The sequence below is a fragment of the Burkholderia orbicola genome (genome assembly GCF_900100915.1).
Classification (GTDB): domain Bacteria; phylum Pseudomonadota; class Gammaproteobacteria; order Burkholderiales; family Burkholderiaceae; genus Burkholderia; species Burkholderia orbicola.
The window spans coordinates 840,403-853,919 of record NZ_FNKW01000001.1; the positions used below are offsets into that span (position 1 = coordinate 840,403).

Sequence of the window (13,517 nt, forward strand, 5' to 3'; positions counted from 1 at the left end):
CATGCGGGTTGCCCGGACCTTCTTCATGAAATACAAAGACTTACGCGATTTCATTCAGCGCCTCGAGGCGCTCGGCGAACTGCGGCGCGTCACGCAGCCCGTGTCGCCCGTGCTCGAAATGACCGAGCTGTGCGACCGCGTGCTGCGCGCCGGCGGCCCCGCGCTGCTGTTCAACGCGCCGCCCGGCAATGCATTTCCGGTACTCGGCAACCTGTTCGGCACGCCGCGCCGCGTCGCGCTCGGAATGGGCGTCGATGCGGGCGACGATGCCGCGCTCGGCTCGCTGCGTGACCTCGGACGCCTGCTGTCCGCGCTGAAGGAACCCGATCCGCCGAAGAGCCTGAAGGACGCCGGCAAGCTGCTGTCGCTCGCGAAGGCAGTGTGGGACATGGCGCCGAAGTCGGTGTCGTCACCACCGTGCCAGGAGATCGTCTGGGAAGGCGCCGACGTCGACCTGAACAAGCTGCCGATCCAGACCTGCTGGCCCGGCGATGCGGGGCCGCTCGTCACGTGGGGCCTGACGGTCACGCGCGGACCGAACAAGTCACGCCAGAATCTCGGCATCTACCGCCAGCAGCTGATCGGCCGCAACAAGCTGATCATGCGCTGGCTCGCGCATCGCGGCGGCGCGCTGGATTTCCGCGAATTCGCGCTGCAGAACCCGGGCAAGCCGTATCCGGTCGCGGTCGTGCTCGGCGCCGATCCGGCCACGACGCTCGGCGCGGTGACGCCCGTGCCCGATTCGCTGTCCGAGTATCAGTTCGCCGGCCTGCTGCGCGGCAGCCGCACGGAACTCGCGAAGTGCCTGACGCCCGGCGTCGACACGCTGCAGGTGCCCGCGCGCGCGGAGATCGTGCTCGAAGGCTTCATTCATCCGCAGGAAGGCGCCCCTGCCCCCGCTCCGGCCGGCGCGCCGCCGCGACCGGCGGGCAACGCGGCGGCCGCGTACGAACACGCGCTCGAAGGACCGTACGGCGACCACACCGGTTACTACAACGAACAGGAGTGGTTTCCGGTGTTCACCGTCGAGCGCATCACGATGCGCCGCGACGCGATCTACCACTCGACCTACACGGGCAAGCCGCCCGACGAGCCCGCGGTGCTCGGCGTCGCGCTCAACGAGGTTTTCGTGCCGCTGCTGCAAAAGCAGTTCACGGAAATCACCGACTTCTACCTGCCGCCGGAAGGCTGCAGCTACCGGATGGCCATCGTCCAGATGAAGAAGAGCTACGCGGGCCACGCGAAGCGCGTGATGTTCGGCGTGTGGAGCTTCCTGCGGCAGTTCATGTATACGAAGTTCATCGTGGTCGTCGACGAGGACGTGAACATCCGCGACTGGAAGGAAGTGATCTGGGCGATCACGACGCGCGTCGACCCGGTGCGCGACACCGTGATGGTCGATAGCACGCCGATCGACTATCTCGACTTCGCGTCGCCGGTGGCCGGACTCGGCTCGAAGATGGGGCTCGACGCGACCAACAAGTGGCCGGGCGAAACCAGCCGCGAATGGGGCCGCCCGATCGAGATGGACGCGGCCGTCAAGGCGCGCGTCGACCGGCTGTGGCAGGAGATCGGCCTCTGACGCCAGGCAGGCCGGTGTCTACCGGCCTGCGCATCGCAATCGCCGCAAACACCCAGAAGATGAGCTTTCCGCCCGCCTCCATGCTGTCCGACGGATTCTTTCTGTCGCTCTCGTTGTGTCTCGACATCGGCCTCGTGAACGTCGCGATGCTGTCGCTCACGCTATCGCACGGCTTCCGCCCGGGCTTCTGGCTCGGCGTCGGCTCGTGCGTCGGCGATCTCGTCTACGCGGCGCTCGCGCTCGCGGGAATGGCCGTGCTGCTGCAGTTCGAACCCGTGCGCTGGATCGTGTGGATCGGCGGCGGCGCGGTGCTGCTGTTCCTCACGTGGAAGATGGCGCGCGAAGCGCTGGCGCCCGCCAAGGCGGCCGACGACGACGCGGACGATGCCCCGCCGCCGCGGGCGAGCGCACGGCGCAGTTTCGTGCGCGGGATGCTGCTCGCGATGTCGTCGCCGAGCGCGATCCTGTGGTTCGCGGCGGTCGGCGGCGCGCTGATCGCGAAAGCCGGTGCGACCACGCCGGCCACCGCGTCGGTGTTCCTGTCGGGCTTCTTCCTCGGCGGCCTCGCGTGGACGCTCTTCATGTGCACGCTCGCGAGCCAGGGCCGCAAGCGCGCGGGCGCCGGACTGATGCGTGCGTGCCATGTCGCGTCGGCGCTGCTGTTCGCGTATTTCTCGTACAGCGTGATCGTCGGCGGCTACCGCGACCTGATCGTGCACGCGGTTTAATCGCCATCGCGCTAGCGTGCCGGCCACGGCGCCGAACGTCAGCCCCAATGAAAAACGGCGCAGCGCCCCTCGCGGGACGTTGCGCCGTTTTGCCGCGCGCGGTCAGGCCGCGCGGGACGAATCAGCGACGCCAGTAGCCGTGATGGCCCCAGCCGCCATAACCATGGCGCCAGTACGGCCGACCGTAGTAGCCGCCGACGACCACGGCGGGCGGCGGCGCATAGTAGGCCGGCGCCGGCGCGTAATAGACGGGCGGAGGCGGCGGCGCGTAGTACACGGGCGGCGGCGGTGCATAGACGGGATACGCGGGTGCGACCGGGATACCGATGCCGACCCCGATCGACACGTGAGCCTGCGCGGCGCTTGCGGCGCCCAGGCCCAGCGCGGCGGCGGCGATGAACGGAATGAGCTTTTTCACTTCGATTCTCCTGCTGGAGCGGTATTTTAGGCGCTCCTGTCGGCAACGGCGGGCATGCACGTCGCATGCAAGCAATGTAGCGAAAACCCGCCCCGCGCGTATCGTGCATTTGTTGCAAATTGCAATTGCACGCGGCCCGAGGCGTCGCGCGGCGCGGTGCCCGATGCAGGCTGCCACCCTTGCGCGTCGCGTGATTCCGTCCGAGGAGCCGGGCCCCGACACCATGACCGGTCAGTCTTACCGGCTCCGATGCGTGTAACGGGCACGCGTACGTAATGAACGATTACAAATTCGAGACAAGATGCCGACATTTCAAGCGGGCCGCGGACGCCGGGCATTTCGGGGTCGGATTCGAAGATCATGATTTAGCCGTGACGCCCGAGGTCGGCCCGCATACGAATCGCACCGCATACCGGTAATTCATACGTGCGTTCGCCCGACCATCTGCCGTCCCGACACCGCCGTCATTCCTGCGATACTGGCGGCTGCTTCGTTTCCGCTTACATCCGCCGCCATGCCGCTTCCCGACACACCCCGCCTCGGCTTCATCGGCGCCGGCCGCCTGGCGCGCTGTATCGCGCAGCGCTTCGCGCAGGCCGGCTTCCCGGTCGTCGCGATCGCGAGCCGCACGCCCACGTCGGCCGCCGGCCTCGCCGCACGGATCGACGGCTGCCGCGCGGTCGACACCCCGCAGCAGGTAGTCGACGCCGCCGACCTGATCTTCGTGACGACACCCGACGATCATCTCGCGTCGAGCGCCGCGGCGCTGCGCTTCGACGCATCGCGCGCCGCCGGCCAGGCGCTCGTCCATTGCAGCGGCGCGTCGGCGGTTACGCTGCTCGATCCGGCGAAGCAGCAAGGCGCGGCCACCGGCGGCTTCCATCCGCTCTATCTGTTCGGCGGCACCGATGCCGACCTCGCGCGCATCGACGGCTGCTCGGTCACGATCGAAGCGGACGGTGCGCTGCACGCGACACTGCTGCGACTTGCCGCCGCACTCGGCTGCCATCCGCTGTCGATTCCGGCGGGCGGCCGGATGCTGTATCACGCGGCCGCGCACTACGCGGCGAGCTTCGCGCTGTGCGGCCTGTCGGAAGCGGTCGAGCTGTGGCGCGGCCTCGGTTTCGACGAGGACGCCGCGCTGCGCGCGCTGTTACCGATGCTCGCCGGCACGATCGAGACCGCTCGCGACAAGGGGCTCGCGAACGCGCTGGCCGGGCCGGTATCGCGCGGCGACACGGGCATCGTCGAGCGCCAGCTCGCGCTGCTCGAGGCGCGCGGCGGCGATCATGCGGCGCTGTACGCGCTGCTGACGCGCCGCGCGGTCGCGCTCGCGGCGAAGCGCGCAGCACCGCCGGCGTCGTTGCCGGCGCTGGCCGAAGCCGTCGAAACCTCGCTCGCACGCGTGGCCGCGCACCCCTCCCCGTCGCGAGACGAGGCGTGATAAGGTGTCGGCCGATGCGCCGCCAACCGGCGTTGGCGGCCGCACGCTACTGACTGTATAAAAAGGATGCCAACGATGTTCGGCGAGATCGCCCGTTTTCTGCTCAATACCGTCTTCACGCTATTCGGCGCCGCGCTGATTCTGCGCGTCTGGATGCAGGCCGTTCGCGTGCCGCCGTACAACCCCGTCACACAAGCCGTGCTGCAGGCGACCAACTGGCTCGTGCTGCCGCTGCGTCGCGTGATCGCGGGCGTACGCGGCATCGACTGGGCCAGCGTCGTCGCCGCGCTGCTCACCGCGCTCGTCTATGTCGTGCTGATGGTCGTGATGGCCGGCTTCGATCCGGCCGCCGTGATCGCGACGCTCGTCGTGGTCGCGCTGCTCACCGTCGTGAAGTGGGCGCTCAACCTCGTGATCTGGATGACGATCCTGATGGCGCTGCTGTCGTGGCTCAACCCGCGCTCGCCGGCGATGCCGATCCTCTACCAGCTCACCGCGCCGTTTCTGAACCCGCTGCGCCGCGTGATCCCGAACCTCGGCGGCATCGACCTGTCGCCGATCCTGCTGTTCGTGATCGTGCAGGTGCTGCTGATGATCGTCACGCGCGCCGCCGTGTCGCTGACGATGTTCGGCATCTGATCGGCGCGACGCCCTATGCCGCCGGCCCCTGCGCCGGCGGTGCGCCAAGCGTGTCGATCACGCCGAACTGCGCCGGCATCATCGCGTAGCACACCCGCACTTTCTCGCGCGACAGCCGCTCGAGCAGCCGCTGCGCTTCGTCCTCGGTGACGACGAATTCGACCTCGATCGCGAGCGAACCCTGCAGTTCGAAGAAGCGATCCTCGTGCAGCACGCGATGCTGGCCGAAACCGGCCATCGCGCGAAACGCGGAACCGCCCGCGACGCCCATCCGGTTCGCCTCTTCCAGCAGCCATTCCCACAGCGGCTTGCGGTGCAGCCGGTGCCGCTCGTGCACATAGAAGCGTAAAAAGACCCTGTCCATCGCCCCCTCCGATGGCGGCCCCGCTCAGGCCGCCGCGAGCCACGCGCGCGCGGTCCACATGCCGAGCGCCGTCAGCGCGAACGATCCAGTCAAGTGTAGGGCAGCCACCGCCAACGCCCATCCGAATTCGCCCTCGAGCGCGTGGGTCATCACTTCGACCGAATAGGTCGAGAACGTCGTGAGGCCGCCGAGAAAGCCCGTGATCACGAACAGCCGCCACTCGGGTGGCAACCCGACGCGGACCGTGAACACGACGGCGGCCACGCCGATCACGTAGCCGCCGATCAGGTTCGACGCGAGCGTGCCGAGCGGCACCGCGGGAAAGAAGGCGTTGAGCGCGAGGCTCAGGAACCAGCGCAGCAACGCGCCGAGGCCGGCGCCGACGAAGATCGCGACGATCGAATAGAACAAGGGCACCCCTCATGGTCGGCGCCGCGCGGCGCACGCGGCCTACGCTGAACTGTATGCGGAATCGCGCCGCGCCGGCAATGCCGACGGGCCGGATCAGCAGGCGGCGAATCGTGTCGCGAACGCATGACGCGTTTCACGATTTTCACACGCGTGCCGTCGCGGATATTTACCGAACGATTACATCCGACATTACAAATAAACTTTGAATCGACTGATTATTTATCCGCTTTTTAAAAACCGATAAAGCAGTTCGATCCGGTTCACGACAACCCTGCACAACGCCCACGTCAAAAGGGCTCCACGTACTTTCCCTTATCAGACATTCCCGTATCCGGCCGATATTCGATGTAATTACCGTCGGCGATTTCGTAAAATTGTTTCGCTACTCCACCCGCTCGACATGGAGACTCAAAAATGAACAATATGCACCTGTCATCCATGTTGATCCCGGCGCTGTGCGCGTCGCTGCTCGCATCGAGCGTCGCGCTCGCCGACGGCAACGGGCCGCCACCCTACGTCGAAGGCAACCGCGCACCGAAAGGATTCGCGCGCCCGCCGTTCCACACGAAGCCGCGTGCGAGCACGGCCACGATCGCCGGCCTCACGCCGGCACTCGCGCGGCATGCATACGGGTTCGACGCGATCGCGAACCAGGGCGACGGAGTGGTCGTCGCGATCGTCGACGCGTACGACGACCCGAAGATCGAATCCGATCTCGGCGTGTTCAGCACTGCGTTCTCGCTGCCGGCCTGCACGTCGTCGAACGGCTGTTTCACCAAGGTCTACGCCCACGGGGCACGGCCCAAGCCCGATTCGGGCTGGGCGCTCGAGATCTCGCTCGATGTCGAATGGGTGCATGCGATCGCACCGAAGGCGAAGATCGTGCTCGTCGAGGCCGCATCGGCCAGCTTCAGCGACCTGCTGGCCGCGGTCGACGTCGCGGTCAAGCGCGGCGCGTCGGTCGTGTCGATGAGTTTCGGCGGCAACGAATTCAGCAGCGAGACCGGCTTCGACGGCCACTTCAACGTACCGGGCGTCACGTTCGTCGCATCGTCCGGCGACAGCGGCACCGGCACCGAATACCCGGCCGCGTCGCGTTACGTGGTATCCGTCGGCGGCACGACGCTGTCGTCGGACACGGCCGGCAACTACATCGGCGAGGCGGCATGGAGCGGCAGCGGCGGCGGCGTGAGCAACGTCGAGGCCGAGCCGGCCGGCCAGACCGCGTGGCCGATTCCGGTGGCCGGCAAGCGCGGCGTGCCCGACGTCAGCTACGACGCGAATCCGTCCAGCGGTTTCGCGGTGTACGACTCGGTCACCTATCAGGGGCAGGCCGGCTGGTTCCAGGTCGGCGGCACGAGCGCGGGGGCGCCGCAATGGTCGGCGCTCGTCGCGATCGCGAATTCGCTGCGCACGGCGGCCGGCAAGAAATCGTTGAGCGGCACCTACGACACGCTCTATACGGTCGGTAAAACCGCGTACGGCAGCGACTTCCACGACGTGACGACCGGGTCCAACGGCAATTGCGGCAGCATCTGCAATGCGGCGGGCGGCTACGACTACGTGACGGGCCTCGGTTCGCCGATCGCGCCGGCGCTCGTGCAGGCGCTCGTCGCGCGGCCGTAAATTCGCGGCACGTGGTTCAGCCGCCGCGCCACGCGCGGTCGAGCGCGTTCAGCGTCGTCAACGCCCCGCCTTTCAGCCCGATCACGTCCGCCCGGCGCGCATGCGCCTCGCGTGCATTGATGCGGATCACGTCGGCGCCGAGCCGTTCGCTCAGCAGGCGCACGGTCGGAATCGCCGTGCCCGCGCCGATCTCGACCACGGCGACGCGCCCGGCCTGCGCGATCCAGTCTTCGAGCGCGCGCTCTTGCGCGTCATAGCGCGCACCGAGCCAGCCGGTGTCGCCGAACATCAGGATGTTCGGCCGCGCGAGACCGCCGCAGTGCGGGCAGCGCGGCAGGTCGCCAACCAGGCGGCACGTCGCTTCGTCGACCACCGGCACGAACGGCGCCGCGTCCCACGTGTCGTCCGTGCACGGGCGCAGGCATTGCATCGCATGAATCGAGCCGTGGATCTCGACGATGCGCGCCGGATCGAAGCCGGCTTTCTGGAACTGGCCGTCGACGTTGCTGGTCAGCACGAAGCCGCCGTTCGGCATCGCGTCGATCCAGCGGCGCAGGATCGCGAAACCCGCGTGCGGCACCGTCGCACGGTACAGCGCGAGACGATGCCCGTAGAAGCCCCAGGCGAGGGGCGCACGTGCACGAAGTGCGTGCGGCGACGCAATCTCGTGGAATTCGAAACGCTCGTGGCGCAGCGCCGGATACGCGCGCCAGAAACCGTCCGTGCCGCGAAAATCGGGCAGCCCGGAATCGACGCCGATGCCCGCGCCGGCCGTGACGAGCAAGGCGTCGGCGCGTGCGAGTGCGTCAACGGCGGACGCGACGAGATCGGCGGGAAGCGGCACGGCGGCGGAGTCCGCGGAATCAGCGGGATCGGAAGAAGGCATGATGGAAAAGCGGTGGCGTCGAACGTTGCGCGAGTGGCGTCGCGATCATACGCCGGTTCGGACGCTGCGCTGCATCGACCACGCAACGCGGCGTGCACTACACGCGCCGGCTCTGGGCGAGGCGAGTGCCGGCCGTCCGCAAGCGCCGCACCGGCGATGCCGCCAACCGGTACCCATGCTCGCTCAGTCAGCCGAATCGTCCTGCGCAACCGGCATCTCGTCGACCGCGAAATAGACCGGCTTGCCGAGTCCCCGAGCAAGCGCCACGTCCGCATCCGCCCCGCGCGACGCACCATCGATGCGCAACACCGCATCGCAACGTCGCAGCAGCCGGTGCGCGGCCGGATACAGGAAGGTTTCGCTGACGGCGTCACCCACCTGCGTCGACCCGGCCGCGGCCGCGAGCGGCAACGACACCCATTCACCGATCATCGGCACGTGCCCGCGGCGATACACGGCGAGCGCCGCCGCTTCCAGCCGGTGCAGGTTCGCGGCGATGCGGGCAGGGTCGCCGTCCGTGCCGCTGCGATAGGGGCCGGCGACCAGCACGAGCCGCGGCGTCATGCGGCGCGCGCGCCGGCGGTTTCCCGCAGCGCGACGTACTGCAGCAGCATGATCGTCTTCGCATCGACGATCTCGCCGCGCTCGACCGCGTCCAGCGCCGCCTGCAGCGGCATCTCGACGACTTCGAGATCTTCACCCTCTTCCGCGATGCCGCCGCCGGCACTCGTGCGCAGCGACGCATCGTATTCGCCGACGAAGAAATGCAGCTTCTCGGTCACTGAACCCGGGCTCATGAACGCCTCGAACACCTTGCGCACGCCGCGCACGCGATAGCCGGTCTCCTCCTCGGCCTCCGCGCGAATGCGCGCTTCGGGCGTTTCGTCGTCGAGCAGGCCGGCCGCCGCCTCGAGCAGCATGCCGTCGTGCCCGCTCACGAACGCCGGCATCCGGAACTGCCGCGTCAGCAGCACGTCGCCCGTCTCGGCATGGCGCAGCAGGATCGTCGCGCCGTTGCCGCGATCGTAGGTCTCGCGGCTCAGACGCTGCCACGTTCCGTCACGGCGCAGGAAATCGAACGTCACCTTCCGCAGCACATACCAGTCGTCGGACAGCACCGTCGTATCGACGATGCGCACCCGCTCGCGCGTTGCAGCTATTCCAGCCATTGCGGCCTCCGGTTCGACAAAGGACGGCGCCCATGGTAACGTGCAGATTCGTGCAATTTCAAGAATTTTCGTGCAAACACGATGCTGACGACGCAACGCAAAAAGGCGATCCTCGATGCGCTCGCGCGCGACGGCCAGGTGCTGGCCGCCGAGCTGAGCGTGCAATTCGGCGTGTCCGAAGACACGGTGCGCCGCGACCTGCGCGAGCTCGCGGCCGAAGGGCTGCTGCAGCGCGTGCACGGCGGCGCGCTGCCGGCGTCGCCGGCCATCGCGCCGTTCGCGCAGCGCGAAGCGCTCGAATCCGCGGAGAAGCGGCGCATCGCGCGGCGGGCCGCGCAGATGATCGCGCCCGGGCAGGTTGCGATCGTCGACGGCGGCACGACCTCCGCGCTGCTCGTCAGCCAGCTGCCGGCCGACCTGCGCGCGACGATCGTCACGCACAGCCCGAGCGTCGCGGTCGCGCTGGCCGCGCATCCGTCGATCGACGTGATCCTGATCGGCGGGCGGCTCTACAAGCACTCGATCGTCGCGGTCGGCGCCGCGGCGATGGAAGGCATCGCGCGCATTCATGCAGACCTGTACTTCATGGGCGTCACGGGCGTCCATCCGGTAGCCGGCCTGAGCACCGGCGATTTCGAGGAAGCGGCGATCAAGCGCGCGCTGGCCGAACGCGCGGCCGAGACGGTCGTGCTCGCGTCGCAGTCGAAACTGCGTGCGGCGTCGCAGTTCGTGATCGGCGACCTCACGCTGGCGCAGACGATCGTCGTCGAGAAGGAAACCGACGCCGCGCTGACGAAGCCGATCGAGGCCGCGGGCGTGACGGTGGTGCGCGCGTAGCGCGCGGGGCGCTCGCATGCGCCGAATCGGTTGCGGGCGGCACCGCGCCCGGTCGAATCCATGTCAGCGTGCTGACAGGCACCGCTTGCTAACATGGGCGATCGCCCGATCGCCACGTGCTACCCGCCCGATGCCCCCGCCCTCCACCACGACGCCTCAGGTACCGCCCGCCGGCGACGCTCCGCCGCCCGGCATCCTCGCGCTGTTCATCGCGTTCGCGCAGATCGGCCTGACCAGCTTCGGCGGCGGGCTCAGCGGGCGGATGATGCGCGACTTCGTCCACGAGCGGCGCTGGCTCGACGAAGAGGCTTTCCTCAACGGCCTCGCGCTGTCGCAAGCGTTGCCGGGCGTCAACGTGAAGAACCTCGCGATCTGGATCGGCTACCGGCTCGCCGGATGGCGCGGCGCGGTGGCCGGCTTCACCGGCATCATCGCGCCGCCGGCCGTGCTGATCGTGCTGTTCGGCGTCGCGTTCTCGACCCTCACGCGCTTCCCGCTCACGCATGTCGCACTCGCTGGCGCGGCGGCCGCGGCGATCGGGCTGTCGATCTCGATGGCGATCACGGCGGTACGCCGGCTACCGCGCCGCGTGCTGCCGTTCGCGGTAATGACGCTCACGTTCGTGTCCGTCGCGGTGCTGCACTGGCCGCTCGTATGGACCGTGCTGATCGGCGGCGCGCTGAGCGTCGTGCTCGAATACCGCCGTGCGGCCGCCGCGCCGGCCGGGAGCGACGCACGATGAACGCGTCCGCACGTTACGCAGCGCTGTTCGGCGTGTTCGCGCCGCTGTCGATCGCGACGATCGGCGGCGGGCAGGCGGTCATCGCGGATATCCAGCGGCAGGTCGTCGACGTCCATCACTGGATGAGCGCCACGCAATTCGTGAACGACTTCGCGATCGCGCGGATGGCGCCCGGCCCCGGCTCGCTGCTGGCGACGCTGATCGGCTGGCAGGTGGCCGGCTTCTGGGGCGCGGTGATCGCGACGCTCGCGCTGTTCGGCCCGACCGCGTTCCTGATCTACGGTGTCGCGCATCTATGGCGGCGGCACCGCGGCGCACGCTGGCAAATCGCGCTCGAAGCCGGCCTGCGCCCGGTCGCGGCCGGCATGATCCTCGCGTCGGTGTGGGTGCTGCTGCAGGCGCTCGACGGCGGCTGGGCCGCCCGCGCGATCGCGGTGGCGTCGACGCTGTGCGTGATCTACACGCGCGTTCATGCGCTGCTGCTGATCGCGATCGGCGCGCTGCTGCTCGTGGGTGTGCACACGCTCGGCGGCGTGTAACGCGCCGCCGCCGTCATCGCACCGGCCGTCGCGTGATCGTCTAGGCCCCACGAAACACCGGCGCACGCCGCTCCGCGAACGCGCGCAACCCTTCGTCGAAATCCGCGCCTTCGCACGCCTGGCGACGCAGCTCGGTGATTCGTTCGAATGCGTCGGCCGGCAACGGCCGTGCGTCCTGCAGCACGCGCAACTGCTCCTTCACCGCGTGCACCGCGAGCGGCGCCTTCGCGGCAATCGTGCGCGCGACGTCGAGCGCCGCGTCGTCGACCCCGCCCGCGTCAGCCAGCCGGTTCACGAGCCCGTGATGCGCGGCGCGTTCCGCATCGAGCGGCTGCGCGCAGAAGAACATCTCTTTCAGCACATGGATAGGCAGGTTGTCGTGGAAGCGCAGCAGGCCGCTCATCGAATACGGCAGGCCGATGTTCGCCGGCGTCATCGCGAAACGCGCGTCGCGCGCCGCGACGACGAGATCGCAGCTCATCACGAGATCGACCGCCCCGCCCCACGCCGATCCGGCCACCGCCGCGATCACCGCGCCCGGATAGGTCCGCACGCGCCGCAGCGCGCGTTCGAGCGGTTTGCCGTACGCGAGCGGATCGCGGTCGTCGGCCAGTTCGCGCAGGTCGTGCCCCGCGCTCCACACGTCGCCGCTGCCGTCGTTGGACAGGATCACGACCGGCGGCGGACGGTGCCCGGCAAACGCATCGAGATGCGCGACGAGGGCATCGAGCAACGGCGCGTCGAGCGCATGCCGTCGCGCCGGATTCCCGAACCGCACGCGCGCGATCCGCTCGCCGATCCAATCGACCGTCACGCTCGACGCCCCGTCGTGTTTCGTCATGTCGGTCATTGCACGGCCTCCGCCACCGCATCGGCCTGGAAGATCGCGCGCCCGGCCAGCAGTGCGTCGATCGCGTCGTCGCCGTAGCCGGCTTCGCGCAGCACATCGACCGTATGCTCGCCGAGCAGCGGCGGCGCATGGCGGGTGCGCGGCGCCGGCACGTCGTCGCCCATCCCGCCGAGCGGCGTGACGACCTGGCGCAGCGTACCGAGCGTCGGATGCGCGACCGGCTCGACGAGCCCGCAATGCGCGAGCTGCGGATCGTCGAACACTTCGTCGAGCGTATGAATCGGGCCGGCCGGCAGCCCGGCCTCGACGAAACGTTGCGTCCATTCGCGCTTGCCGCGCGTGCGCAACCGGCTTTCGAGCAGCGCCTTGAGTTCATCGCGATGCGCGACCCGCGCATCGTTGGTCGCGAAGCGCGGATCGTTGGGCAGCGCGGGCAGATCCAGCAACTGGCACAGCCGCAGCCACATGTCGGTCGTGATCGGCGCGAGGTTGAGCGGGCCGTCGGCCGTCTCGAACACGCCGTACGGCGCGATCACCGCATGCGCATTGCCGGTACGGCGCGGCACGTCGCCGAGGCTCAGGTAGCGTTGCCCATGCACGCTCAACAGCGCAACGAGGCTTTCGAGCAGCGACGTGCCGACATGCTGGCCGCGCCCGGTGCGCTCGCGCTCGAACAGCGCGGCCATCACGCCGGTCGCGACCCACATCCCCGAGCTGAGATCGCCGATCGCGGTGCCCGTGCGGGTCGGCTCGCCGTCCGGGAAACCGGTGAGGCTCATCAGCCCCGCATAGCCCTGCGCGATCTGGTCGAAGCCCGGCCAGTCGCGCAGCGGGCCGCGCGGGCCGAACGCGGTGACGCTGCCCATCACGAGCCGCGGGTCGCGCGCGCTGAGCTCAGCATAGCCGAGCCCCATCGCGTCCATCGTGCCCGCCTTGAAATTCTCGATCACGACGTCGGCCTGCGCGATCAGGCGCCGCACGACGTCGAGGCCGGCCGGCTGCCGGAAGTCCACGCAGATGCCGCGCTTGTTGCGGTTGCAGGACAGGTAGTACGTGCTCACGCCGCGATCGAACGGCCCCCACGCGCGGCTCATGTCGCCGTGCGGCCCCGATTCGACCTTGATCACGTCGGCGCCGAGATCCGCGAGTACCATCGAGCAGAACGGCCCCGACAGCGCGCGACTCAGATCGACGACCTTGATTCCTGTTAATGCCTGCATTCCGGACTCCTGATATTGATGGGTATGTCTCGTCTTGTTTCCGAACGACTGCGGCATTTCGC

16 protein-coding genes are annotated in these 13,517 nt (G+C 68.7%); 8 read left to right on the plus strand and 8 right to left on the minus strand.

The window, feature by feature from the left end:
* Window positions 1-25: 25 nt before the first annotated feature.
* Both BLS50_RS04000 and BLS50_RS04005 read left to right on the plus strand, forming a co-directional pair.
* Complete coding sequence (locus BLS50_RS04000) at window positions 26-1,582, plus strand: UbiD family decarboxylase (RefSeq protein ID WP_011694201.1); 1,557 nt, start codon at window positions 26-28, stop codon at window positions 1,580-1,582.
* A gap of 59 nt (window positions 1,583-1,641) precedes the next feature.
* The gene (locus BLS50_RS04005; protein ID WP_074800901.1) at window positions 1,642-2,310 is read left to right on the plus strand and encodes a LysE family translocator; all 669 of its coding nucleotides are present in this window, start codon (window positions 1,642-1,644) and stop codon (window positions 2,308-2,310) included.
* A gap of 121 nt (window positions 2,311-2,431) precedes the next feature.
* Here the strand turns inward: BLS50_RS04005 and BLS50_RS04010 are convergent, their stop codons facing one another.
* Complete coding sequence (locus tag BLS50_RS04010) at window positions 2,432-2,728, minus strand: hypothetical protein (RefSeq protein ID WP_006488565.1); 297 nt, start codon at window positions 2,726-2,728, stop codon at window positions 2,432-2,434.
* 514 nt (window positions 2,729-3,242) lie between these two features.
* On the opposite strand from BLS50_RS04010, the gene BLS50_RS04020 reads away from it, so the two are divergent.
* Complete coding sequence (locus tag BLS50_RS04020) at window positions 3,243-4,172, plus strand: Rossmann-like and DUF2520 domain-containing protein (protein WP_074800908.1); 930 nt, start codon at window positions 3,243-3,245, stop codon at window positions 4,170-4,172.
* Window positions 4,173-4,247: 75 nt separating this feature from the next.
* Entirely contained in the window at window positions 4,248-4,811 is a 564-nt protein-coding gene (locus BLS50_RS04025) for a YggT family protein (protein ID WP_006488584.1), read from the plus strand.
* A gap of 13 nt (window positions 4,812-4,824) precedes the next feature.
* Here the strand turns inward: BLS50_RS04025 and BLS50_RS04030 are convergent, their stop codons facing one another.
* On the minus strand, window positions 4,825-5,175 hold the full coding sequence (locus BLS50_RS04030; protein WP_006476669.1) for a DUF190 domain-containing protein: 351 nt from the start codon (window positions 5,173-5,175) through the stop codon (window positions 4,825-4,827).
* Between the two features lie 24 nt (window positions 5,176-5,199).
* A complete protein-coding gene (gene crcB, locus BLS50_RS04035; protein WP_011544810.1) occupies window positions 5,200-5,586 on the minus strand; it encodes a fluoride efflux transporter CrcB in 387 nt (128 codons plus the stop codon).
* A gap of 414 nt (window positions 5,587-6,000) precedes the next feature.
* Between crcB and BLS50_RS04040 the strand changes: the two genes are divergently transcribed.
* On the plus strand, window positions 6,001-7,212 hold the full coding sequence (locus BLS50_RS04040; RefSeq protein WP_074800911.1) for a S53 family peptidase: 1,212 nt from the start codon (window positions 6,001-6,003) through the stop codon (window positions 7,210-7,212).
* A 16-nt stretch (window positions 7,213-7,228) separates the two neighbouring features.
* Here BLS50_RS04040 and BLS50_RS04045 read toward each other — a convergent pair whose 3' ends face one another.
* The 3 genes from BLS50_RS04045 to BLS50_RS04055 form a co-directional block, all read right to left on the minus strand.
* A complete protein-coding gene (locus tag BLS50_RS04045) occupies window positions 7,229-8,098 on the minus strand; it encodes an SIR2 family NAD-dependent protein deacylase (protein ID WP_074800913.1) in 870 nt (289 codons plus the stop codon).
* 183 nt (window positions 8,099-8,281) lie between these two features.
* The gene (locus BLS50_RS04050; RefSeq protein WP_027808491.1) at window positions 8,282-8,662 is read right to left on the minus strand and encodes a hypothetical protein; all 381 of its coding nucleotides are present in this window, start codon (window positions 8,660-8,662) and stop codon (window positions 8,282-8,284) included.
* A complete protein-coding gene (locus BLS50_RS04055) occupies window positions 8,659-9,258 on the minus strand; it encodes an NUDIX domain-containing protein (protein ID WP_006476674.1) in 600 nt (199 codons plus the stop codon). Before BLS50_RS04055 ends, BLS50_RS04050 begins: the two co-directional genes overlap by 4 nt.
* A 90-nt stretch (window positions 9,259-9,348) precedes the next feature.
* Here BLS50_RS04055 and BLS50_RS04060 point away from each other — a divergent pair, with 90 nt between their 5' ends.
* The 3 genes from BLS50_RS04060 (at window position 9,349) to BLS50_RS04070 (ending at window position 11,385) form a co-directional block, all read left to right on the plus strand.
* Entirely contained in the window at window positions 9,349-10,104 is a 756-nt protein-coding gene (locus tag BLS50_RS04060) for a DeoR/GlpR family DNA-binding transcription regulator (protein WP_074800916.1), read from the plus strand.
* A gap of 130 nt (window positions 10,105-10,234) precedes the next feature.
* A complete protein-coding gene (locus BLS50_RS04065; RefSeq protein ID WP_074800918.1) occupies window positions 10,235-10,846 on the plus strand; it encodes a chromate transporter in 612 nt (203 codons plus the stop codon).
* Window positions 10,843-11,385 (plus strand): chromate transporter, encoded by a 543-nt coding sequence (locus tag BLS50_RS04070; RefSeq protein ID WP_006476677.1) that lies wholly within the window; start codon window positions 10,843-10,845, stop codon window positions 11,383-11,385. The genes BLS50_RS04065 and BLS50_RS04070 overlap by 4 nt, the downstream gene beginning before the upstream one ends.
* A 40-nt stretch (window positions 11,386-11,425) precedes the next feature.
* Here the strand turns inward: BLS50_RS04070 and scpB are convergent, their stop codons facing one another.
* Together scpB and BLS50_RS04080 are read right to left on the minus strand one after the other, a co-directional pair.
* Window positions 11,426-12,235, minus strand: a complete 810-nt coding sequence (gene scpB / locus BLS50_RS04075; protein WP_074800922.1) for a methylmalonyl-CoA decarboxylase — start codon at window positions 12,233-12,235, stop codon at window positions 11,426-11,428.
* Window positions 12,232-13,455 carry a CaiB/BaiF CoA transferase family protein gene (locus tag BLS50_RS04080; RefSeq protein ID WP_074800925.1) on the minus strand — a complete coding sequence of 408 codons (1,224 nt, stop codon included), beginning with the start codon at window positions 13,453-13,455 and terminating at the stop codon, window positions 12,232-12,234. The genes scpB and BLS50_RS04080 overlap by 4 nt, the downstream gene beginning before the upstream one ends.
* Window positions 13,456-13,517 lie beyond the last annotated feature (62 nt).

Coding starts and splice junctions, on each gene's coding strand:
- BLS50_RS04000 (WP_011694201.1), top strand. CDS start 26: ATGAAATACAAAGACTTACGCGATTTCATTCAGCGCCTCGAGGCGCTC.
- BLS50_RS04005 (WP_074800901.1), top strand. CDS start 1,642: ATGAGCTTTCCGCCCGCCTCCATGCTGTCCGACGGATTCTTTCTGTCG.
- BLS50_RS04020 (WP_074800908.1), top strand. CDS start 3,243: ATGCCGCTTCCCGACACACCCCGCCTCGGCTTCATCGGCGCCGGCCGC.
- BLS50_RS04025 (WP_006488584.1), top strand. CDS start 4,248: ATGTTCGGCGAGATCGCCCGTTTTCTGCTCAATACCGTCTTCACGCTA.
- BLS50_RS04030 (WP_006476669.1), bottom strand. CDS start 5,175: ATGGACAGGGTCTTTTTACGCTTCTATGTGCACGAGCGGCACCGGCTG.
- BLS50_RS04040 (WP_074800911.1), top strand. CDS start 6,001: ATGAACAATATGCACCTGTCATCCATGTTGATCCCGGCGCTGTGCGCG.
- BLS50_RS04045 (WP_074800913.1), bottom strand. CDS start 8,098: ATGCCTTCTTCCGATCCCGCTGATTCCGCGGACTCCGCCGCCGTGCCG.
- BLS50_RS04050 (WP_027808491.1), bottom strand. CDS start 8,662: ATGACGCCGCGGCTCGTGCTGGTCGCCGGCCCCTATCGCAGCGGCACG.
- BLS50_RS04060 (WP_074800916.1), top strand. CDS start 9,349: ATGCTGACGACGCAACGCAAAAAGGCGATCCTCGATGCGCTCGCGCGC.
- BLS50_RS04065 (WP_074800918.1), top strand. CDS start 10,235: ATGCCCCCGCCCTCCACCACGACGCCTCAGGTACCGCCCGCCGGCGAC.
- BLS50_RS04070 (WP_006476677.1), top strand. CDS start 10,843: ATGAACGCGTCCGCACGTTACGCAGCGCTGTTCGGCGTGTTCGCGCCG.
- scpB (WP_074800922.1), bottom strand. CDS start 12,235: ATGACCGACATGACGAAACACGACGGGGCGTCGAGCGTGACGGTCGAT.
- BLS50_RS04080 (WP_074800925.1), bottom strand. CDS start 13,455: ATGCAGGCATTAACAGGAATCAAGGTCGTCGATCTGAGTCGCGCGCTG.